The 22339-nt window shown below is 66.6% G+C and carries 18 protein-coding genes; 12 read left to right on the top strand and 6 right to left on the bottom strand.

The features are described 5' to 3' along the window. Positions 1 to 49 precede the first annotated feature (49 nt). Together GV161_RS26510 and prfB are read left to right on the top strand one after the other, a co-directional pair. Positions 50 to 562, top strand: coding sequence for a DUF1697 domain-containing protein (locus tag GV161_RS26510; protein WP_152014856.1), 513 nt, complete (start codon positions 50 to 52; stop codon positions 560 to 562). A 115-nt stretch (positions 563 to 677) separates the two neighbouring features. After that, positions 678 to 1806, top strand: a protein-coding gene (gene prfB, locus GV161_RS26505) for a peptide chain release factor 2 (protein WP_152014855.1) whose coding sequence is annotated in 2 segments (ribosomal slippage) — positions 678 to 746 and positions 748 to 1806 — 1128 coding nt in all. Because the reading frame shifts where the segments join, the coding sequence is not laid out codon by codon here. Between the two features lie 99 nt (positions 1807 to 1905). Here prfB and GV161_RS26500 read toward each other — a convergent pair. Beyond that, on the bottom strand, positions 1906 to 3183 hold the full coding sequence (locus GV161_RS26500) for a M23 family metallopeptidase (protein WP_244624090.1): 1278 nt from the start codon (positions 3181 to 3183) through the stop codon (positions 1906 to 1908). 148 nt (positions 3184 to 3331) lie between these two features. Next, positions 3332 to 3796, bottom strand: a complete 465-nt coding sequence (locus GV161_RS26495) for a peroxiredoxin (RefSeq protein ID WP_152014853.1) — start codon at positions 3794 to 3796, stop codon at positions 3332 to 3334. Positions 3797 to 4021: 225 nt separating this feature from the next. Here GV161_RS26495 and GV161_RS26490 point away from each other — a divergent pair, with 225 nt between their 5' ends. Next, on the top strand, positions 4022 to 7501 hold the full coding sequence (locus tag GV161_RS26490) for a hypothetical protein (protein ID WP_152014852.1): 3480 nt from the start codon (positions 4022 to 4024) through the stop codon (positions 7499 to 7501). A 92-nt stretch (positions 7502 to 7593) separates the two neighbouring features. Next, entirely contained in the window at positions 7594 to 8487 is an 894-nt protein-coding gene (locus GV161_RS26485) for a C39 family peptidase (RefSeq protein WP_152014851.1), read from the top strand. A 39-nt stretch (positions 8488 to 8526) separates the two neighbouring features. Here the strand turns inward: GV161_RS26485 and tyrS are convergent, their stop codons facing one another. Beyond that, on the bottom strand, positions 8527 to 9777 hold the full coding sequence (gene tyrS, locus GV161_RS26480; protein WP_152014850.1) for a tyrosine--tRNA ligase: 1251 nt from the start codon (positions 9775 to 9777) through the stop codon (positions 8527 to 8529). Between the two features lie 132 nt (positions 9778 to 9909). After that, positions 9910 to 10581 carry an alpha/beta hydrolase gene (locus tag GV161_RS26475; RefSeq protein ID WP_152014849.1) on the bottom strand — a complete coding sequence of 224 codons (672 nt, stop codon included), beginning with the start codon at positions 10579 to 10581 and terminating at the stop codon, positions 9910 to 9912. Between the two features lie 290 nt (positions 10582 to 10871). On the opposite strand from GV161_RS26475, the gene GV161_RS26470 reads away from it, so the two are divergent. The 8 genes from GV161_RS26470 to GV161_RS26435 all read left to right on the top strand — a co-directional run bounded on the left by GV161_RS26470 (position 10872) and on the right by GV161_RS26435 (position 18047). Then, positions 10872 to 12077, top strand: coding sequence for a cysteine desulfurase family protein (locus GV161_RS26470; protein ID WP_152014848.1), 1206 nt, complete (start codon positions 10872 to 10874; stop codon positions 12075 to 12077). Positions 12078 to 12137: 60 nt separating this feature from the next. Next, positions 12138 to 13610 (top strand): Fe-S cluster assembly protein SufB, encoded by a 1473-nt coding sequence (gene sufB / locus GV161_RS26465; RefSeq protein WP_152014847.1) that lies wholly within the window; start codon positions 12138 to 12140, stop codon positions 13608 to 13610. Further along, positions 13607 to 14053 carry a hypothetical protein gene (locus GV161_RS26460; RefSeq protein WP_152014846.1) on the top strand — a complete coding sequence of 149 codons (447 nt, stop codon included), beginning with the start codon at positions 13607 to 13609 and terminating at the stop codon, positions 14051 to 14053. The genes sufB and GV161_RS26460 overlap by 4 nt, the downstream gene beginning before the upstream one ends. A 10-nt stretch (positions 14054 to 14063) precedes the next feature. Beyond that, positions 14064 to 14816, top strand: a complete 753-nt coding sequence (sufC, locus tag GV161_RS26455; RefSeq protein WP_152014845.1) for a Fe-S cluster assembly ATPase SufC — start codon at positions 14064 to 14066, stop codon at positions 14814 to 14816. Continuing rightward, complete coding sequence (gene sufD / locus GV161_RS26450; protein WP_152014844.1) at positions 14816 to 16165, top strand: Fe-S cluster assembly protein SufD; 1350 nt, start codon at positions 14816 to 14818, stop codon at positions 16163 to 16165. Before sufC ends, sufD begins: the two co-directional genes overlap by 1 nt. Continuing rightward, a complete protein-coding gene (locus tag GV161_RS26445) occupies positions 16165 to 16374 on the top strand; it encodes a 4-oxalocrotonate tautomerase family protein (RefSeq protein WP_126111144.1) in 210 nt (69 codons plus the stop codon). The genes sufD and GV161_RS26445 overlap by 1 nt, the downstream gene beginning before the upstream one ends. 1 nt (position 16375) lies before the next feature. Beyond that, positions 16376 to 17614 (top strand): cysteine desulfurase, encoded by a 1239-nt coding sequence (locus tag GV161_RS26440; RefSeq protein ID WP_152014843.1) that lies wholly within the window; start codon positions 16376 to 16378, stop codon positions 17612 to 17614. 94 nt (positions 17615 to 17708) lie between these two features. Next, positions 17709 to 18047 (top strand): SUF system Fe-S cluster assembly protein, encoded by a 339-nt coding sequence (locus tag GV161_RS26435; protein WP_236846693.1) that lies wholly within the window; start codon positions 17709 to 17711, stop codon positions 18045 to 18047. Positions 18048 to 18124: 77 nt separating this feature from the next. Here the strand turns inward: GV161_RS26435 and GV161_RS26430 are convergent, their stop codons facing one another. Further along, positions 18125 to 20371 (bottom strand): caspase family protein, encoded by a 2247-nt coding sequence (locus GV161_RS26430; RefSeq protein WP_152014841.1) that lies wholly within the window; start codon positions 20369 to 20371, stop codon positions 18125 to 18127. Between the two features lie 193 nt (positions 20372 to 20564). Continuing rightward, on the bottom strand, positions 20565 to 22319 hold the full coding sequence (locus tag GV161_RS26425) for an SUMF1/EgtB/PvdO family nonheme iron enzyme (RefSeq protein ID WP_152014840.1): 1755 nt from the start codon (positions 22317 to 22319) through the stop codon (positions 20565 to 20567). Positions 22320 to 22339: the final 20 nt, after the last annotated feature.

The following is a 22339-nucleotide window of genomic DNA, read 5'->3' as shown; positions in this document are numbered from 1 at the left end:
ACGGTTTCGGCGACAGGTGGAACCCCTTGTCGCCTGCGGGCTGTGACCAATGAAGGCGTATGTAGCGCTGCTGCGCGCGGTCAATGTCGGGGGCACCGGGAAGCTCCCGATGAACGAGCTGACGGCGATGTGCCAGGACGCGGGCCTGCAAAAGGTCCGAACCTATATTGCCAGCGGCAATGTCGTGTTTTCCAGCGACGCGGACGAAGCTCAGATCAAGGCGAGCCTCGAGGCCAGGCTGCAGGCCTATGCCGGAAAGCCCGTGGGCGTGCTGATCCGGTCCGCGGATGAGATCGCCGGGGTGCTCGCTCGCAATCCGTTCTCGGACAAGCCGGGCAATCGGACGGTCGCGTTGTTCGTCGATGGTCCGATTCCTGCCGACGCGTTGGCTGACGCGCGCGGCGTCCAGGACGAATTGATGCGGCTGGGGCAGCGCGAGATCTACGTCTTTTACGGCGATGGAATGGCTCACTCGCGCCTGCGCATACCGGCAGGCGATGCCGGCACGGCGCGCAACATGAACACCGTCGCCAAGCTCGCCGAGATGGCCAAGGCGCTCTGACCGCGACTGCCGGCGAGGCTATGGCCGCCGTTTACACCCGGTCCTTTCACCCCTATCTGAACAATTCCGTTCGGCGTGCCCGATCGAAACCCATCAGGAAAGCCTAGCCCGCACCATGCGACCCGAAATCCAGACGCAACTCGACAACGCCAAGCAGTCGATCGGACTGCTGAGGAGGCATCTTTGACTGGGATGTCGCACAACGACGCCTGGCGGAGCTGAACGCGCTTTCCGAAGGCCCCGATTTCTGGAACGACGCCGAAGCCGCGCAGAAGCTGATGCGCGAACGCACCCAGCTCGAGACGCAGATCGAGGGCATCACGCGGCTCGAGCGTGAGGTCGACGATGCGCTGACCCTGATCGAGCTCGGCGAGATGGAAGAAGATGCGGCCACCATCGCCGAGGGCGAAGCTGCGATCAAGACGGTCGAGGTTGAGGCCGGCCGGCTGCAGGTCGAATCGCTGCTCTCCGGCGAAGCCGATATGCTCGACACCTATGTCGAGATCCATCCCGGCGCCGGTGGTACCGAGAGCCAGGACTGGGCCGAGATGCTGCTGCGCATGTATCGGCGCTGGGGCGAGCGGCGGAAGTTCAAGGTCGACATGCTGGAATATCAGGATGGCGACCAGGCCGGCATCAAATCGGCGACACTGCAGTTCAAGGGCCACAATGCCTATGGCTGGCTGAAGACGGAATCGGGTGTGCATCGACTGGTGCGCATCTCGCCGTTTGATTCGAATGCTCGTCGACAGACGTCCTTTGCGTCGGTCTGGGTTTACCCAGTCGTCGACGATCGCATCGTCATCGACGTCAAGGAATCCGACTGCCGCATCGACACCTACCGGGCCCAGGGCGCCGGCGGCCAGCACATCAACACCACCGATTCGGCGGTGCGCATCACCCATATCCCGACCGGTATCGTGGCTGCCTGCCAGCAGGAGCGTTCGCAGCACAAGAACCGGGCCAAGGCCTGGGACATGCTGCGCGCCCGCCTCTACGAGGCCGAGCTGAAGAAGCGCGAGGAGAAGGCCAACGCGGAGCAGGCCTCCAAGACCGATATCGGCTGGGGCCACCAGATCCGCTCTTATGTGCTGCAGCCCTATCAGCTGGTGAAGGACCTGCGCACGGGCGTTACCTCGACGGCGCCCTCCGACGTGCTCGATGGCGAGCTCGACCCGTTCATGGAAGCGTCGCTGGCCCAGCGCGTCTACGGCACGACCGTCGAAGTCGAGGATATCGACTGAGAGCGGGCTCACTCCGACTGGCTTATCGAATCAAAACAACCAGTTGCAGCTGAATGCTGCAACTGGTTGTGAGGATTTGCGCTCGTTGGTCGCGGGTCGTTAGAGCTGCCCGGCCAGCTTGTCGCCGGCACGCAGGAAACGATTCGGATCGGCAGGCTCGCCGTCGATGCGGGTCTCGTAGTGCAGATGCGGGCCTGTCGAGCGGCCGGTGGAGCCGACGCGGCCGACCAACGTGCCGGCCGTCACGATCTGCCCCTCGCTCACCAGGATCGCCGACATGTGGGCATAGCGGGTGGTGATGCCGCTGGCATGCTCGATCTCGACCATATTGCCGTAGCCGCCGGAATACTCGGCCGTCACGACCTTGCCCGGGCCGGTCGCGCGCACCGGCGAGCCGTGCTCGGCACGCAGGTCCATGCCCGTGTGCAGGGCCGCGCCGCGCGTGAAGGGATCAGCGCGATAGCCGTAATTGGAGCTCAGCTCGAGTTCTCCCGCGAGCGGCCGGCGCAGCGGCAGCTGCTCGACGAGGCCGCGCAGGCGGAAGACGGTCGCGATACGCGGCTGCAGTGAACTTAGGGTCGCCTCGAAGGGCCCCGCCGAGGGATCGAGATTGACCGGGACCAGGGGGCCGCCGACGCCCTTCGGGACCTGGGCGGCCACGGTGAGCTTGTCGGTGTCGAGGCGGGTTTCGGCAAGAGCGCTGCGCAACGTCTTCTGGGTATCGCCGAGATTCCTGTCGAGTTCGCGCAGAGCCGCGAGTTGCGTGGCCGAGCTGCGCTCGATCGACTGGTCGAGCTGGGTCAGGGCCTCGGCGACGCGCTTGGCCGGCGCGACCGGTGCCTCGGCCTCGCCCGACTGCCAGGGCGCCGGGCGGTCGTCGGCACCGCGCAGAGGCAGGGTCTCCGGTGCCGGGGTCGGCTTGCCGGAGGCAAAGGGCGCGAAGCTGGTGACGCCGGAGGCGCGGACCGGTTCCTCGGGCTTGATCATGCGCTGGCGCAGCGGGTTCTTGGCGGCTTGCGACACGCCGATACCGGCCGATTGCAGGCTTTCGGCGACAGCGTTGACCAGGGATTGCCGCGATTCGAGCTCGGCCTGGCGCGTGGCGATCTCGCCGACGCGGGCCTCGACGCCGTCCTGGTCGAGCAAAGCGCGGCTGGCGAGCCGGTCGACATCGGCGCGCAGGGCGGCGATCCGATCCTCATAGGCGTATTGGCGGGAGGTCTCGCGGCTGATCAACCGCGCGGCGAGGTCGTCCTTGCGCAGGATGTACCAGCTCGTCGCGCCGCTCCAGGCAGTGGTCAGCGCCAGGAGGCTGAGACCGAGCAAGGCGGTCGAGCGGCGAACGGTGAAGCTGCGGCGGGCAAGAATGCCAGTCACGGCAAGCTCGTGGCCGGCGGCCTGAGCACGGGAATCCAAGGAGGTCATACGCAAAACCGGAAGTGACGCTGCGATAGGATGATTAGACCTCGTTAGGGTTAACCAATCGCAAATCTCAGCGGGTTTTGCGGGTATCCGAGCCCTGGCCTCAGATTTCGCGGGCGGCTGCGAGCACGGCCTCGGCATGACCCTTGACCCGGACCTTGGCCCAGACGCGGACGATCCTGCCGGCCTCGTCGATCAGGAAGGTGCTGCGTTCCACGCCCATATAGTGGCGGCCATACATCTGCTTCTCGACCCACAGGCCGTAAGCCTCGATCGCCTTGCGCTCCTCGTCCGAGACCAGCGTCAGCTGCAGGCCGTATTTCTGCTTGAACTTGTCATGGCGCTTCACCGAATCCGGCGAGATGCCGATGACCGACGTGCCGGCCGCGGCGAAATCGTCGCGCAAGGCATCGAAGGAGAGCGCCTCGTTGGTGCAGCTCGTCGTGTCGTCCTGCGGATAGGCATAGAGCACGACCTTGCGGCCGCGCAGGCCGGAGAGCGTGAGCGAGCCGCCGCCATCTGTCGGCAAGGTGAAGTCGGGGGCCGGTACGCCTTCGTTCAACGCCATCTTCGCCTTCCTTTGGTCGCGATCACATGCAAGGGCCGGGTAAGCCGCAGGCAATAAGCCGGCTCCGACCACAGACCAGAACCGACCGGGGACGAATCAGCTAGCTTGCCGCTGCTGTACCGCTCCCCGGATCAGGCGCATCATGCGGATGCTGCGGCGGCCCGGCTGCCGAAGCCACCGCATCGATCCGCATGATTCGAGCAGCAAGACAAGAAGCGATTCCGTTTGACCGAGACCAGCAAGATCGCCGCGGCTTCTGCAGCCGGCGCGGCTTCCGACACGGAGTGCCAGGAGGTGGTCGCCGTGGCCAAGCGCGCCTGGCGCGGCATCGTCACCATCGCGCTCACGGTCTGCGTCGCCGTCGTCATGCTGGGTTTCGCCGCGGCCGCCCTGCTGGTCAGCGGCTTCATTCCGCTCTCAGGGCTTGAGGGCCGCATCTCCACCGCCATTGAGGAACGGCTCGGGCCGAACTGGAAAGTCACGGCCGAGCATGCCCAGCTCGACCGCGTCGATGGCCGCTCGCGCCTTCGGGTTCGCGAAGTCTCGTTCAAGCATGCCGGTGGGGCTTCGTTCCGGGCGCCGGAGGCGGTGCTGGGCTATGACCCGATGGCGCTGCTGCGCGGCGATATCCGCCTGGTCTCGCTCGACTTGCGCGGCGTCAACATCCGGCTCGGCGTCAGGCAGGACGGCTTGTTGCTGCTGGAACAGGATGTTCAGCCGGAGCAGGCTCCGAAAACGCCGGTCGCGGGCGATCCCGTCGACTGGGACGCCTTTGCCGGGGCGATGAACGCGATCGGCGCGCTGGTCTCGAATGATGGCCTCCTCGGCTCGCTCGAGGTCGCCGGCATCGGCGGAGCACGGGTGACGCTGATCGACCCGGCCGGGCGGCAGCGCTCCGGCCTGGAGGATGTCGACATCCGGCTGGAGCGCTTCGGCGACGGGCAGGCGCGGCTGTCGATGAAAGGGCGCATCGGGCCGCGCTGGAAGGAGCTGGCGATCGATCTGGCTAGTGCGCCGGACGGTACGCGCAGCGCTACGATCGACATCCATCGCTTCGAGCCGGCAGAGGCGGTGGCGCTGGCCTTTGGCAACGCCATGGTTGCGCTCGATGGCCTGGCGCTCAGCGGCAAGATCTCGCTGACCCAGACCGGCGGCGGCGAACGCAGGATCGCCGCGGGGCTCTCCGTCGCGCCGGGGGTGGTCAAGCTTCACAATGCGGGGCTCGACCCGATCGAGGTCCAGGGCGCCAAGCTCGACTTCACCAGCGATGACGGTCTCAAGACGGTCAAGGTCACGACCGCCCAGCTCCAGGCCGGCGAGACTAGGCTCGCCGGAAGCGGAGAGGCGCGCAACGAGGGGGGCATCTGGCGGCTGGCGCTCGACGGTGCGGGGCAGGTGGCCGGTATCGGCAAGGATGCGGCGGTGGTCCTCTCGAGCTTGCGCACGCAGCTCGAGGTCGACCCCGGCGCGGGCGAGGTCAGGATGGGCCAGCTCTCGTTCAAGGGGCCGCTGATCAACGCCGAAGGCTCCGGCATGGCGCGCCGGCGCGACGACAAGAATTCGCATCGCTTCCAGATCAGGGCGGTCGATACCGACATGCGGGCGGCGCTCGCGGTCTGGCCGGCCGTGACCTCGCCCGGACTGCATGCAGCCCTGGTCGAGATGGTGAAGAGCGGGCGTGTCGAGGAGATCGACGTCAAGCTGGCGATGTCACCGGAGGCGAACGCCCGGCTGGCGGACGGCAAAGGCATGGATGACGACGCCGTCGCCGTGAGCCTGAAGGCCTCGCAGGTCAGTTTCCTGCCGAATCCCGGCTTGCCTCTCCTCACCGATGCCCGCGTCGTCGGCTCGACGACAGGCCGCACCGTCGACCTTGTCATTTCGCAGGCCACGGCCGAGGTCGGCGAGGGCCGCAAGCTCCAGCTCGGCGAAGGCACCTTCGCCATGTCCGACACCTGGGCGGACCGGCCGCAGGCGCGGATCGGCTTCAAGTCGACGGGCTCAGCCGACGCGCTGGTCGCGCTCCTCAATTTCCCGTCGCTGCGCGAATTCTCGCCGCTCAAGATCGAGCCCGGGGCGTTGCGCGGCGCGATCGATCTGACCAACCAGCTCTCACTGCCGCTGGTCAACGATCTGACGTTCAATGACGTCCTGATTCGCAGCACTGGCATGCTCTCGAACGTCGCCTCCGACAATCTGCTCGGTGGCGAAAAGCTGGAGGGCGCCAATCTGGCGCTGACCTACGACCGCGGCCAGCTCGCGATCAAGGGCGAAGGCAGGGTCGGCGGCGACAAGGCGCCGATCGAGCTCAGGCAGAATGCGAAGGGGCAGGGCGAGGCGACCGTCTCGCTCAATCTCGACAATGCTGCGCTGAAGCGGCGTGGCCTCGGCCCTGAGACCGGCGTCAGCGGGTCGATGCAGGTCAAGGTCGTGAAACCGCTCGGCAAGGTCCCGGAGGCGCCGCCGCGCGTCGAGGTCGACCTGACCAAGGCGACGATCGACACGGGCGTGCCCGGCGTCGGCAAGCCTGCCGGCCGGGCCGGCAAGGCAGTCTTCACCTATGTTGTCGACGATGACGGTCCGGATCTGGAGGATCTGACGATCGAGAGCGCGCCGCTGCTGGCGAAGGGGCGGATCTCGCTGACCAGGCAGAACGCGTTCGAGAGCGCGAGCTTCTCGCAATTGCGCCTGTCGCCGGGCGACAACCTGACCAAGGTCGAGATCGGCCGCGATGGCGGCGTGACCAAGCTCTCGGTGCGGGGGGCGGTGCTCGATGCCCGGCCTTTCATCCGCGATCTGTTCGATGCGCCTGCCGCCTCCGCCAGGAGCGGCGCTCGCGGCGGCCAGAACGCCGCGTCCGGAGCTGATTTCGACCTCGACCTCGACGTGCCGATCCTGACCGGCTTCAACAGCGAGGCGCTCGGCAATTCACAGCTCAAGCTCTCGCGCCGCAACGGCGCCGTTCGTTCGATCGCCTATCAGGGCCGGATCGGCAAGGCGGACCTTTCGATCAAGCAGGCCAGGCAAGGCGAGGGCCCGGGGTCGATCGTGGTGCAGTCGGAGAATGGCGGCGCCACCTTGCGCTTCCTCGACCTCTATCGCCGCGCCTATGGCGGCGATCTGGTGCTGCAGATCGGAGCCGGCGAGGGGCGCCAGCCGGGCGAACTGCTCCTGCGCAGTTTCACGGTGCGGGACGAGCCGGCCTTGCGCCGCGTCGTCGGCCCGCCGGGCTCCCAGGCGCCGGGCGCGCTCGACAGCACCGGCGCGCCAGCCCCGCGCGTCGATGCGAGCGATGTCGCCTTCACCAAATTGCGCGCCGAGTTCGTGCGCAGCGCCAGCCGGATCGACATCAATGATGCAGTGCTCTGGGGCCAACAGGTCGGCTTCACCATCCAGGGCAATGTCGACTATGGCCGCGACCGCGTCGATATCGGCGGCACCTTCGTGCCGGGCTATGCCTTCAACAACGCCTTCGCCCAGGTGCCGGTGGTCGGCATGATCCTCGGTGGTGGGCAATATGGTGGGCTGTTCGCGGTGAACTTCCGCGTCTCGGGCTCTGCCAGCCAGCCGACCATGACGGTGAACCCGCTCTCGGCGATCGCGCCCGGCATCCTGCGCCGCTTCGTCGACCCGCTTGGCGGCGGACCGGTGGGGCAAGGGCGGCCGGGTACCAATGTGCCGGCGCCCGGCACGGCGGAACGCTGAGCGCGCCAACAGGGCGCGGGTTCTTGGCGTGTTGACCTAAGGGAATGCTCGGCTAGAGTCTCGCTGCTCCACCCGGAACGAGCGAGGTCGATGTGCCCGGGCCACCACTTGAGATCAAATTCGCCGTCGGGGCCGGAAACTCGCCCAACAAGGAGGAGGATGTCGACAAGATCATCATCCTGTTGCGCGAGGTCAAGGACTGGTCCGGCGGCAGCCCTGACGCCGACCGGTCGAACTTCAAGGACAGGATCCGAACGTTCCAGCGCGTCGCACGCGTGGGCGGCGGCGACGGTATCGTAAGTCCCGGCCTGACGCGGCCTACGCTCAAGGCGCTCAATTCCTATGCGGGCCGCCTGACCGAGCCCGATCCTTCGCGGCCTTATCCCGTCAGTGCCGCGATCAGGGCCACCTTCACGGTGGCGCCGGCCTGCAACTACTCGCAAGGCGACAATCGCTGGGGCGACCAGACACTGAACGGGACGGCCGACGAGATCCGGGCCAAGGGGTGCGCGCTGACGGCTTGCGCCACGATGATCGCCTCGAAGAACATCAGGTTCACCCCACCGCATCTCGACACGGTCAAGACTGTCCTGGCGAGCAAGAATCCCGGTTACCCTCTCGACCCGGCGATCGTCACGCCGGCCACGCTCGAAGCCTGGATGTCGCACGAGGCGCAAGGCTACGCGCATCGCAGCAAGCAGCGCTCTGACCTAGACTTCGGGCTCCTGACCGGCGCATTCGGCAAGCGTGTCTGGCTCTACCGGCAGTACAAGGGCGCGGAAACCAGCTTTGGCGAGGTCAGCCGCTGGCTGAAGTCGGGCGCCGGCATCGTCGCCCACATCACCAATGAAGGGACCGTCAATCACTGGGTGGTTCTGACCGGCTACGACGATACCAATATCTTCAGCGTCGCCGACAGGAGCTGCGGGACGACGCTGGTGTATTACGACCAGCTCGACCGGTTCAATCGCTACCATTTCAGCTGAGGCGCGGCGGCAAGCGGGGCGCCGAGCCGCGCGCCTGCCTCAAACCGGCCGCAGCAGGACGTGCTTCTTCTTGCCGAAGGAGAGCTTGACCGCGCCGTCGACCAGATCGGCCGGCGTCAGCGTCGCGCGCTCGTCGGAGACTTGGGCGTCGTTGACGCGCAGGCCGCCGGCCTTGATCTGGCGGCGAGCCTCGCCGGTCGAGGGCACGAGGCCGGCGCTGACGAAGGCGCTGAGCACGCCGAGGCCGGCCTTGAGCTCGGCAACAGGCACTTCGATACTCGGCAGGTCCTGGGCGGCTCCGCCTTCCTCGAAGGTCTTGCGGGCGGTCTCGGCGGCGGCTTCCGCCGCCTCGCGGCCATGCAGCAGCGCGGTGGCCTCGGTCGCGAGCACCTTCTTGGCCTCGTTGATCTCCGAGCCGCCGAGTGCGGCGAGCTTCGCGATCTCCGCCAGCGACAGGCGGGTGAACACCTTGAGGAAGCGGCCGACATCGGCGTCCTCGGTGTTGCGGAAATACTGCCAGAACTCATAGGGGCTGAAGAGGTCGCCATTGAGCCAGACGGCGCCGCTGGCGGTCTTGCCCATCTTGGCGCCCGAAGCGGTGGTCAGCAGCGGCGTCGTCAGCGCGAAAAGCTGCTTGCCCTCCATGCGGTGCGAGAGGTCGACGCCGTTGATGATGTTGCCCCACTGGTCGGAGCCGCCCATCTGCAGGCGGCAATCATAGCGGCGGCTGAGCTCGACGAAGTCGTAGCCCTGCATGATCATGTAGTTGAATTCGAGGAAGGAGAGCGACTGCTCGCGATCGAGCCGCAGCTTCACCGAGTCGAAGGAGAGCATGCGGTTGACCGAGAAGTGCCGGCCGACATCGCGCAGGAACTCGACATAGTTGAGCTTGAGCAGCCAGTCGGCGTTGTTCACCATCAGCGCATCGTTCGGGCCGTCGCCATAGCGCAGGATGCGCGAGTAGACCTTCTTGATGCTCTCGATATTGGCGTTGATCTCCTCGATCGAGAGGAGCTTGCGCTGGTCGTCGCGGAAGGAGGGATCGCCGACCATTGAGGTGCCGCCACCCATCAGCGTGATCGGCCGATGCCCGGTCTCCTGGAACCAGTAGAGCATGGTGACCGAGATCAGGTTGCCGATATGCAGGCTGGTCGCGGTCGCGTCATAGCCGACATAGGCCGTCTGCGGCCCCTGCCGGCAGAGCTTGTCCAGCTCCTCCGGGTTGGAGATCTGGTGGATGAGGCCGCGCTCGTCGAGCACGCGCAGGAAATCGGACTTGAAGGCGGTCATGACAGGGCTCGATGGTTCGACGGTTTTCGCGTCATGGCCGGGCTTGTCCCGACCATCCACGTCTTCCTTCACCAAGCGTGGTGTTCAAGACGTGGACGCTCGCCACAAGGGCGAGCATGACGGCGTTGGCACTCAGGCCTTTTCCTGCTCGCTCTTGATGATCTCGGGCCCGACCTTGCGGTCGAGATAGGCGCTGACCTGCTCCATCAGCTGGTCGACGCGGCCGTCGAAGAAGTGGTTGGCGCCCTCGACCACCGCGTGCTCGATCTGGATGCCCTTCTGGGTCTTGACCTTCTCGATCACCGCCATGACCTCCTTGACCGGCGCGACGCGATCTTCCGAGCCGTGGACGAACAGGCCGGAGGATGGGCAGGGGGCGAGGAAGGAGAAATCGTAGCGGTTCGCCATCGCCGCGATCGACATGAAGCCTTCGATCTCGGGGCGGCGCATCAGGAGCTGCATGCCGATCCAGGCGCCGAAGGAGACGCCGGTGATCCAGCAGCTCTTGGCCTCGGGGTTCAGGGCCTGCATCCAGTCGAGCGCGGCTGCGGCATCCGAGAGCTCGCCGGCGCCGTGGTCGAACTGGCCCTGGCTGCGGCCGACCCCGCGGAAGTTGAAGCGCAGGGCCGAGAAGCCGCGATTCACGAAGGTGTAGAACAGGTTGTAGACGATCTGGTTGTTCATCGTCCCGCCGAATTGCGGGTGCGGATGCAGGATGATCGCCAGCGGCGCGCCGCGCTTCTTGGCGGGCTGGTAGCGGCCCTCGATCCGGCCGGCCGGTCCGTTGAAAATCACCTCTGGCATCACATCTCGCCTTTTGTCGGGCGAGGCACGCGGGCGGCCGGCTGAAAAGCGGCTTTGCTGCCACTGAAAAGCCTGCTCACCCTTGACGGCCCCGCCGCTCGCGCCCTACATGAAGCGCTTAGAATGGTTCTAACAGCCGTGAACAAAACTGGAACATGCGAGCGGGAGCCGCTTGCAGTTCCGGTCCATCGCGGCTCGGACGGGCGGCTATAGCACGGTGCAGGGGTGCGATTTCAAGCATTTCGTGCCGCGTCTTCGGGCAAGCCCTCCAAAGCGGAGCATTAGCGCAGGTGTTCGCGACGACCCGCAGCTATCTCGACCACAACGCCACGACGCCGGTTCGCCCGGCCGTGGCGGAGGCGATGCTGCGGGCTTTGCAGATGCCGGGCAACCCGTCCTCCGTCCATAACGAGGGCCGCGCGGCCCGCGGCGCGATCGAGCAGGCCCGCGAGCGGGTCGCGGCGCTTTGCGGCGCCAAGGCGAGCAATATCGTCTTCACCAGCGGCGGCACCGAGGCCAATGCGACGATCCTGTCGCCCGGCCTCAGCGATTGCAGCGGCGCGCGCGATTGCGTGCGGGCGCCGGTGACGCTGCTGCTGCACAGCGCCAGCGAGCATCCTTGCGTGCGCGATGGCCATCGTTTCCCGGCCGGTCAGGCCGAGGCGATCCCGGTCGATGGCGAAGGCCTCATCGATCTCGGCTGGCTGGGTGAGCGGCTGTCGCGCTTTGCGGCGGAGCGGCCGGATGAGCGCGCGCTGGTCTCGGCCCATCTCGCCAACAACGAGACGGGCGTTCTGCAGCCGATCGCCGAGATCGTCGCCATCGCCAGGCGTTATGGCGCGCTCGTACACTCCGACGCGGTCCAGGCCGCTGGCAAGACCGCGATCGATATCAATAGCTTGGGCGTCGATGCTCTGACGCTGTCCGCCCATAAGATCGGTGGCCCCAAGGGCGTCGGCGCGATCGTCTTCCGGACCGGAGCGCTTGAACTCATCGACAAGCCCCTGCGCGGCGGCGGCCAGGAGCGCGGCTGGCGTGCCGGCACCGAGAACCTGCCGGGCATCGTCGGCTTCGGCGTCGCAGCGAAAGAGGCGAGCAAGGCGCTTGCTGCGGAGGCGATCCGCTTGGCTGAGCTGCGTGATCAGCTGGAGGCCCGGCTTATCGCGCTCGCGCCCGATACCGCGGTCTTCGGCGCCAAGGCTCCGCGCCTGCCCAACACGTCCGCCTTCGCAACGCCCGGCATCAAGGCCGAAACGGCGCTGATCATGCTCGATCTTTCCGGCGTTGCCCTGTCCTCGGGATCGGCCTGTTCCTCCGGCAAGGTCAGGCGCTCGCACGTGCTGACAGCCATGGGTGTCGACCCTGTCATGAGCGAAGGGGCCTTGCGCGCCTCGCTGGGATGGACCACCTGCGAGGCGGACATCGACCAATTCATCGCGGCCTATGCCAAGGCGCTGGCCGCGAACCCGAACCGGAAGGTTCAGGCAGCCGCCTGAGGCCTTGCGCAAAACCAAGACCGAACCGGCGGGCCTTGAACCCGCGACAGGAGTTTAGAGATGGCAGCGGTCCAGGAGACCATCGATCAGGTCAAGTCGATCGACGTGACCGAGTACAAATACGGCTTCGTCACTGAGATCGAGGTCGACAAGCCGGCCAAGGGCCTGACCGAGGACACGGTCCGCTACATCTCGGCCCGCAAGGACGAGCCGGAATGGATGCTGGAATGGCGGCTCGACGCCTTCCGCCGCTGGAAGACCATGACCGAGCCGACCTGGTCGCGCGTCAACTACCCGCCGATCAACTACCAGGACATCTACTACTACGCCGCGCCGAAGAAGGGCGCCGACCCGAAGTCGCTCGACGAGGTCGATCCGGCGATCCTGGAGACCTACAAGAAGCTCGGCATCCCGCTGCGCGAGCAGGAAATCCTGGCCGGCGTCGCGCCGGAGAACCGCGTCGCGGTCGACGCCGTGTTCGACTCGGTCTCGGTCGTCACGACCTTCAAGAAGGAGCTGGCGCAGGCCGGCGTGATCTTCTGCTCGATCTCGGATGCGATCAAGGAGCATCCCGAGCTGGTGAAGAAGTACCTCGCCACCGTGGTGCCGGTGACCGACAACTACTTCGCCACGCTGAACTGCGCGGTCTTCACCGACGGCTCCTTCGTCTACATCCCCAAGGGCGTGCGCTGCCCGATGGAGCTGTCGACCTATTTCCGCATCAACGAGCAGAATACCGGCCAGTTCGAGCGCACGCTGATCATCGCCGATGAGGGCTCCTATGTCAGCTATCTCGAAGGCTGCACGGCGCCCAAGCGCGACGAGAACCAGCTGCATGCGGCGGTGGTCGAGCTGATCGCGCTCGACGATGCCGAGATCAAGTACTCGACCGTGCAGAACTGGTATCCGGGCGACGCCGAGGGCAAGGGCGGCATCTACAACTTCGTGACCAAGCGCGGCGACTGCCGTGGCAAGAACTCGAAGATCTCGTGGACGCAGGTCGAGACCGGTTCGGCGATCACCTGGAAGTACCCGTCCTGCATCCTGCGCGGCGACGGCTCGCGCGGCGAGTTCTACTCGATCGCGGTGTCGAACGGCGCCCAGCAGGTCGATAGCGGCACCAAGATGCTGCATCTCGGCAAGAACACGACCTCGAAGATCATCGCCAAGGGCATCGCAGCCGGAAAGTCCGACTCGACCTATCGCGGCATGGTCTCGGCCCACCGCAAGGCGACGGGCGCGCGCAACTTCACCAATTGCGACTCGCTGCTGATCGGCGACCAGTGCGGTGCCCACACGATCCCTTACATCGAGGCGAAGACCGCGACCGCGATTTTCGAGCACGAGGCAACCACGTCGAAGATCGGCGAGGACCAGATGTTCTACTGCCAGCAGCGCGGCCTCTCCGAGGAGGAGGCGGTGGCGCTGATCGTCAACGGCTTCGTCAAGGAGGTGCTGCAGCAGCTCCCGATGGAGTTCGCCGTCGAGGCGCAGAAGCTGATCACGATCTCGCTCGAGGGGAGCGTGGGGTGAGGCTTGGCCTTTCCGCCGGCTTTGCAACGGCTTTGGTCATCTGTGGGATGACCACGGGTTCGCGACCGGCGGCGGCCATCACTTCGCTGGCTTGCACTTTCACTTCGGGAGTTGGCTTAGACGTTGATGCCGTTCGCGTTCTTGCGACGCCTGCTAGGAAAGCGCCGGAAACACGACGGTTCCAGTTTTCTGGTCTGGCAGGATCGGAGTTGGGCGCTTTTCGTAATGTAGAGAATGGTTTTGAAGGAGATATCTCCATTTTCCGTGGCCCTTCGAAGATTGATATCGTCGAGCGGGCCGATGGATCGGACAATGGGTTCTTCGTGACCATTTTTCTAAAGGAAAAAGTCAAAGGCAAACTTGTTGCTGTGCTGTCACAACACAGCTTTGCCGAAGGAATCGATTTTTATCGTCCTGAACAACAGATTGGGACGTGTGAATAAGGAAGTTATGATGCTCGAAATTCGCAATCTGGTCGTCAAGATCGCCGACGAGGACAAGCAGATCCTCAACGGCCTCAACCTCACCGTGAACGCCGGCGAGGTCGCCGCGATCATGGGGCCGAACGGCTCCGGCAAGTCGACGCTGTCCTACGTCATCGCCGGCAAGGAGGACTATGAGGTTCTCGACGGCGAGATCCTGCTCAACGGCGAGAACCTCTTGGAGATGGAGGCCGATGCCCGCGCCGCCGCCGGCATCTTCCTCGCCTTCCAGTATCCGCTGGAAATCCCCGGCGTCGCCACCATGACCTTCCTCAAGGCGGCGATGAATGCGCAGCGCAAGGCCCGCGGCGAGGCCGAGCTGCTGACGCCCGACTTCATCAAGCAGGTCAACGGCGCCGCTGACAAGCTCGGCATCAACCGGGACATGCTGCGCCGGCCGCTCAATGTCGGCTTCTCCGGTGGCGAGAAGAAGCGCATGGAGATCCTGCAGATGGCGCTGCTGTCGCCGTCCATGTGCATTCTCGACGAGACCGATTCCGGCCTCGACATCGACGCGCTGCGTATCGTCGCCGATGGCGTCAACGCGCTCCGCGCCCAGAACCGCGGCTTCCTGGTCATCACCCACTATCAGCGCCTGCTCGACCATATCGTGCCCGACACCGTGCACGTGATGTCAAAGGGCAGGATCGTCAGGACCGGCGGCAAAGAGCTGGCGCTCGAGCTCGAGAAGAGCGGCTATGCCTCCTATGGCGAGGCTGCGTGATGGCGATCATCACCCCGCTCAAGACCGCGGCGGAGCAGCAGCTCGCCGAGCAGTTCGCCAATGTCAAGGCCGAGCTGCCGGGCGCCGGCGCGATGCGCAAGGTGCGTGAGGATGCCTTCGCCGGCTTCGAGGCCAAGGGCCTGCCGCATCGCCGGCTCGAATCCTGGCGCTATACCGATCTGCGCGCGCTCTGGCGCGAGGCGAAGCCGCTGGCGCGCCGCCCGACCCGGCCGCAGGCGATCGCCGACCGGCTGGCGCTGCAGACCATCGCCGGCCGGCGCTTCGTCACCATCGACGGCGTGTTCAGCGCTGCCGATTCCGATCTGCAGGGGCTGCCCGTCGGCATCACGGCGCGCAGCCTGGCCGAGGCGCTGACCGAGAGCCCGGACGAGATCGCCGCGGCCTTCGCTGTGCCGGAGGTGGCCCGCGACGACGGCGCGCTGATGCTCAACGCCGCCTTCGCCCAGGACGGCGTGGTGATCGAAATTGCTGACGGCACCGAGCTCGACCAGCCGATCGTTCTGCTGGCGCTCGGCACCGGTGCGAGCGAGGCCTCGATCGTCTCGCGCTCGCTGGTCAAGATCGGCGCCGGCGCCAAGGTCACCGTGGTCGAGCTGCAGGAGAGCGTCGGCGCGGCGCCGGTGCAGATCAACCACGCCACTTCCTTCGTCATCGGCGAGGGCGCGCAGGTCGAGCATGTGCGCATGGTCTCGCGCCAGCGCGCGGAGACCGTTCAGGTGCAGTCGCTGCTGGTCGAGCTCGGCGGCCATGCCACCTTCGATTCCGTCGCGGTCGCCGTGAACTGCGGCGTACTGCGCCAGCAGAGCTTCCTGCGCTATGGCGGCGAGCACAGCCGCGCGGCGCTGCGCGGCATCAACCTCTTGCGCAAGCAGGAGCACTCCGACGTCACGCTGGTGATGGACCATGCGGCGGCCCATGGCGAGAGCCGCGAGCTGTTCAAGAGCATCATCGAGGGCGAGGGCACAGGCGTTTTCCAGGGCAAGGTCATCGTCCACCAGCATTCGCAGAAGGTCGATGGCAGCATGAAGAGCCATGCGCTGCTGTTGAATGACGGCGCGACCATGTTCAACAAGCCGGAGCTCGAGATCTTCGCCGACGACGTGGTCTGCGGCCATGGCGCGACCGTGGCGCAGATCGACGCCGAGCAGCTCTTCTACCTGATGGCGCGCGGCCTGCCGCGGCCGCAGGCCGAGGCGCTGGTGCTCGCCGCCTTCGTCGGCGAAGTCTCCGACATGGTCGGCGACGAGGGCGTTCGCGAGATCATCGGCCGCGAGATCGATTGCTGGCTCGGCCAGCGCGAAGGTGCACCCAAGCCCGGAGTTGCCTGATGCCTTACGTCAACCTGCAGATCACCAAGGGCGCGACGCGCGAGCAGAAGGCCGAGATCGTCAAGGAGTTCACGCAGACGCTCGTCCGTGTGCTCGGCAAGAACCCGCAGAGCACCCATATCGTGATCCAGGAGATCGAGCGCGAGGATTGGGGACACGCCGGCACGCTCGTCGCCGACCGGCCCGCCCAGCCTTCCGGAAAGGCCTGAGATGAACGCGATCGCGAAGCCCTACGACGTCGAGACGATCCGCAAGGACTTCGCGATCCTCTCGCGCCAGGTTTACGGCAAGCCGCTGGTCTATCTCGACAACGCCGCCTCGGCCCAGAAGCCGGAAGCGGTGATCGGGGCGATGACGCGGCTGATGCGCGAGGACTACGCCAATGTCCATCGCGGCCTGCATTACCTCGCCAACGCCTCGACCGAGGCCTATGAGGCGGCGCGCGAGAGCGCCCGGCGCTTCCTCAATGCCGCGCATATCGAGGAGGTCCTGTTCACCCGCTCCTCGACCGGGGCGTTGAACACCGTCGCCTCCTCGCTCGGGCAGTACCTCAAGATCCAGGAAGGCGATGAGATCATTCTCTCGATCCTGGAGCACCATTCCAATATCGTGCCCTGGCACTACTGGCGCGAGCGCCACGGCGCCGTGATCAAATGGGCGCCGGTCGACGAGGACGGCAATTTCCTCATCGAGGAATTCGAGAAGCTGATCACGCCGCGCACCAAGGTGGTGTCGCTGACGCATATGTCGAACGCGATCGGTACCATCGTCCCGATCGCCGAGGTCGCCAGGATCTGCCAGGCCTATCGCATCCCGCTGGTCGTCGACGGTTCGCAGGGTGCGGTGCACCTGCCGGTCGACGTGCAGGCGCTCGGCTGCGACTTCTACGCCTTCACCGGCCACAAGACCTATGGGCCGACCGGTTCGGGTATCCTCTGGGGCAAGCGTGAATGGCTGCAGAAGCTGCCGCCCTATGAAGGCGGCGGCGAGATGATCGCGACCGTCAGCGAGGACGCGATCACCTATAACGATCCGCCGCACCGCTTCGAGGCCGGCACGCCGGCAATCGTCGAGGCGGTTGGCCTCGGCGCGGCGCTCGACTACATGATGGCGCTGGGACGCGAGAACATCGCGGCGCATGAGGCCAGGCTCAACGCCTATGCGATGGAGCGGCTCGGGCAGATGAACTCGATCCGCATCTTCGGCAAGGCGAAGGAGAAGGGCGCGATCATCGCCTTCGAGCTTGCCGGCGCGCATGCCCATGACGTCGCCACGGTGATCGACCGGGCCGGCGTCGCGGTCAGGGCCGGCACGCATTGCGCCATGCCGCTGCTCGCGCGCTATGGCGTGACCTCGACCTGCCGTGCGTCCTTCGGCCTCTACAATACGCTGGAGGAAGTCGATATATTGGTGGAAGCCCTGCGCAAGGCGGAAGAGCTGTTCTCATGATGCTCCGCCGGGCTGCCAAGCCAGCCTTGCGCCGAATGGAAGTTTTGCGATGAACGAGACCGTTGCCGAAGAGTTCAAGCCGAACGCACCGACCATGGGCGCGAGCTCCGGCCTGCCGCCGGAGGAGATCGACAGGCTGACCGACGACATCGTCGCGGCGCTGAAGACCGTCTACGACCCGGAGATCCCGTCCGACATCTACGAGCTCGGCCTGATCTACCGCGTCGACATCGCCGACGACCGGCAGGTGGCGATCGACATGACGCTGACCGCGCCGGGGTGCCCGGTGGCGGGCGAAATGCCGGGCTGGGTCGAGAATGCGGTCGGTGCCGTGCCGGGCGTCTCGGGCGTGACCGTCAACATGACCTTTGACCCGCCCTGGGATCAATCGCGCATGTCGGACGAGGCTCGGGTCGCGCTCGACATGTGGTGAGCGCGGGAGCCCCACCATCCTCGCAAGACAGAAAGGCCGCTGCGATGCAGCGGCCTTTTTCGTTGCCGTGATGTCCGTCAGAAGCCGAAGTTGAAGCCGGCCTTGACGATGTCGCCGGCGGTGCGGATCCGCATGGCCGCGTACTGATCGGGCGCCAGCCCGGTATAATCCTGCAGCAGCAGGCGCTTCTGGCCGAGCTCGTAATGGGTGTAGTCGAGCCGGATCGTCATGCCGGGAGCGATCGCGTATTCGACGCCGCCACCCACCGCCCAGCCGCCGATGAGGCCCGAGCGCGAGCCGCTGACGGCCGAGGTGGCCCGGGTGTTGTCGGGCGTGATCGAGCCCTTCTGCTCGACGAGGCCATAGGCATAGCCACCTGAGCCGTAGATCAGGAAATTGCCGAGAACGATGCCGGCGCGCACCCGTACCGTGCCGAGCATCGAGAGCTCGTTGCTGGCACGGGTGGTGAACTGGGTGCCGGGGTTGGCGGAGACGCTCTTGCTACCGCCAAGGCGGGTGGCGGAGAGGTCGGTCTCGGCGCCGATCACGACAGCGCCGATCTGGTAGTTGAAGCCGAACTGGGCGCCGCCGACGGCGTTGTTCCCCTCCGGCGCCAGGCTGCGCGGCACAGCGGATGGGTCGATCGCCCAGGAGGCGGTGGTTGGCGTGCCCGCGACCGCGGTGCTCGATGAGTTCGTCGACGTGTTGGTGGTCGTCGAGGTCGTGTTGGTCGTCGACGTCACGGTCGTCGTGACGGGATCCGAACCGACGATGGTCGTAGACGTGCTCGTCGTCGTGGTCGTGGTGTTCGCGACATTGGTCGTGGTGTTGGTCGCAGTGTTCGTGTTCGTGGTCGTCGGGGTGACCATGGGAGTGCCATAGGGCCCCTGGACGCTCGTGCTGCTGGCCTGCCGGCCTCCGCCGAGCGAGCCGCCGACATAGAAGCCGCTCCAGCGCGGCTGCGTCGGGAGAATGACGGGAAGGGGCGGTGCATAAACGTCCGATGCGGGCTGGACGGCGCGCGGCTGTCGCGGCGCGCCGGGCCGGCTGGGCGAAGGCGAGCGCGGCGTATAGTCGGCGCGGCGCACGCGTGGCTGCAGAGCCGGGCAGATCGGGCAGGTCTGGGCGACCTGGACGCGGTTGCGGCTCGGGGCGCTCGCGGCCAGGCGCAGCGCCTCGTTCTCATGCTGCGAGCCGGGATAGAGGCGGGCGAAGAGCTTGAGCGATTCGGCGTCGCCGGCGAGCACGGTCTCGGCCCAGGCAGTCTCCTCGGTCCGCTGCGCCAGGATGCGATGCAGCCTCAAGGCGCTCTGGTCGTCCGGGTTGATGGCGAGGGCGCTGCGGTAGATGTCGCGCCGATCCCAGGCGATGGCGGTGCGGTAGGCATCCGCAAGCGACATGGCGCGCAGCGCCGCTGCCGTCGGGCGAGCCGCGAGCGGAATGGCGCCGGCAACTGCGGGAGTGCCTGCCGGCTGTGCCGGGGCGGCGCTGGCCGGGCGCTGGAAGAAGGCGACATCGGTGATCAGCGAGGAGGTGTCCCAGGGGATTTGGGTGCCGCTGGTGGCGTCGTAGACGGCCAGGCGGATGCGGCGGAAGACCTGCTCGATCGGCAGCCCCGGCTCGCGCGCCTCGCGCAGGAAGGCGGTGGTGAACGGGCTGTTGGGGCCGGTGCCGTCGGCCGCGGTCGAGCCCGGCGAGGTCGCGAAGGCGACGAAGGTGCCGCTGCTGGAATCGATGCGGGCGAGGCCCGCTTCGCTGCGAATGCCTTCGTTGGCGCCGTCGACCATCTGCAGCGCCAGCCCGCGCGACAATTCACGCCCGGCGAAGGGGTTGTTGCGGCAGGCGTCGAGGATCGCGATCTTCGATCTGGCGCCGGCGGCGTCGAGCTTGCGCAGGATTTCGGTCAGCGAGAGCGACTGGTTCGGGATGTTCGCCGAGGTTTCGACGCGGACATCCGTCGGCAGGATGTAGTTGGCGCCGTCGAGCTGCACGGCGTGGCCGGCATAGTAGACGAGGGTGGTCGCGCCGGCGCCGCTCTGCTTCACCTTCTCGACGAAGACATCGAGTGCGCTGCGCAGGCCGGCAAGCGAGAGGTCGGTCGCGGCGGTGACGTCGAAGCCGGCCTCCTGCAGCATGGCGCGCGTCGCATTGGCGTCGCCGAGGGCATTCGGCAGCTTGGCGATGTTCTGGTAGGCGCCATTGCCCATGACGAAGGCGAAGCGCCGTTGCTGCGCGACGGCAGGCGATATGGCGAGAGCGAGGGCGCCTGCGATGGCGGCGAGCGCCAACAGGATGCAGATGGGTAGCCGCAGGCCGGTCCGCATGGCGCCTCCTCGGCGGCCTGGCCCGAAGCTTGGCCGCTGCTGATTCGTCTCTTACGCTTACCCTTAGCAAGGCAGAGATTAGCGGCGACGCGGCCATGAAGAGAACAACAAATTGCCGCCTGGCGGCCTTCGTTCCGCATCTGTGTGCAAATTGCCACCTGGCTCAACGCTCGGCCCGCTGCGCCGCGCGGGGTCAGGGCTCGCGGAGGACGCGGAAACCGTTGGTGTAGAAGCGCACATCGCTCTCGTATTTGAAGCGAGCCGCTGAGCGCAGATAGCGCGGATCGTTGTTGAAGGAGCCGCCGCGCAGCACGCGTTCGCGGCAGCCGGCGGGCGCGTAGGCGCTGCCGTCGCGGGGAGCGGCGCGATAATTCTCACTCCAGCAGTCGGCGACCCATTCGGCGGCGTTCCCGGCCATGTCGCGCAGGCCGAAGCGGTTCGGCGGGAATTGGCCGACCTCGCTCGCCTGGCGGCGTGGCTGCGCATTGCAGCCGAGGCAGTTGGCCATCTCCTTGTCGACCGAATTGCCCCAGGGATAGCTGGCCGTCGTGCCGGCCCGGGCGGCGTATTCCCATTCCGCCTCGGTCGGCAGCCGGTATTTGCGCCCGGTCTTGTAGGACAGCCAGACGAGATAGGCGTTGGCGTCGTTCCAGTGGATGTCGGTGACCGGGCGCTTGCCGCGGCCGAGATTGCGGTCGCTCGGACGATGGCTGCAGCCGCCCTCGGCGACGCAAGTATCCCACTGCGCGAAGGTGACCTCGTCGGTGCCGAGATAGAATGGCCGCGCGATGGTGACGGCGTGTATCGGCTTCTCGAACTCGAACATCTCGTTCGAGCCCATCTCGAAACTGCCGGCCGGGATCAGGGAGAGTTCGGGGCAGTCATCGCAATCGCGCATGGTCCGGGCTTGCGTAGAAGCTGCAGGAGCCGGCACCGGCGATGGCGCGGGCGGCTGCGTCGCTGCCGTCCGCTGGGCCCTGAGAGACTGCTCGCGGGTGCGGGCGAGCCCGGCGAAGCGGCCGTTCGGATAGGCTTCGAGATAGGCGCGGTACTCGTCCGGATTCCGGCTGTCCTTGATGGTCTCCCAGAAGGAGAGCTCGTAGGGGCCGAGCTGGTCGGATTGTGGTCCGGGAGGCGGCGGCGCGGTGGTAATGGCGCGGGTGGTGTTGAGGGCGGTCGCGACCGGCCGGCCGGTCGGTGTGACGACGAGCCCGGCCGGAGGCATCGAGGACAACCAGAGCTGCTGCGAGCGCCGTGTTGCGCGGCTGACAGCGTCGCGCGTGCGGGTCAGAGCCGCCGTCATGTCGAGCCCTGGCGTGCGGATCGCCTTCAGCCATTCGTCGATCGCCGGATCGGCGCGACCTTGCGTCTCGGGCACGGTCTTTCCCGGCGCCACCGGTGCCATGATCGCGATCGTCTCGATCTGCTCGATGGGGGCGAGCCCTTTGCCGCCGCCGAGCCCGGCCTGCCAGGGATTGTCGCGCGCCGCGTCGAGCACGACTACAGCGCTGGCCGGCCGGCTGACGATCAGCGCATCGAGAAGCTGGTCGAGGTCGATGGCGTCGCGCGCGACCTCGGCCGGGCCGCGCGGCGCGGCGTCGACCGGGACGAGGAAGTTGCGGCCGCGCGACTGCACGGCGTGCCCAGAATAGAAGACGACGATCTGGGCGCCGCGCGTGAGCTTGCCGCGGAAGGTCGCGATCGCGCTGTCCAGCGCGGGACGATCGGCATTCTCGATGCTGACGAGGTCGAACTCGCCCTGGCGCAGCACATCGGCGACGGCGCGGGCATCGACGGCGGCGTTGGCCAAGGGCGCCGCGCGATAGGCGGCATTGCCGACGACCAAGGCGATGCGCGACGGCTGGCCGTTGCCGCCCTGGGCGAGAGCCGGGGCGAACGGCGCGAGCAGGGCCAGCACGGCGACGGCGAGGCACCGATACCAGGACATGGCGTTCATCCTTCGCTGCG

It is taken from the genome of Bosea sp. 29B (assembly GCF_902506165.1).
Taxonomy (GTDB): domain Bacteria; phylum Pseudomonadota; class Alphaproteobacteria; order Rhizobiales; family Beijerinckiaceae; genus Allobosea.
The sequence above is the reverse complement of the archived record's forward strand: the minus strand, read 5'-3'. Positions and strand labels throughout refer to the sequence as shown.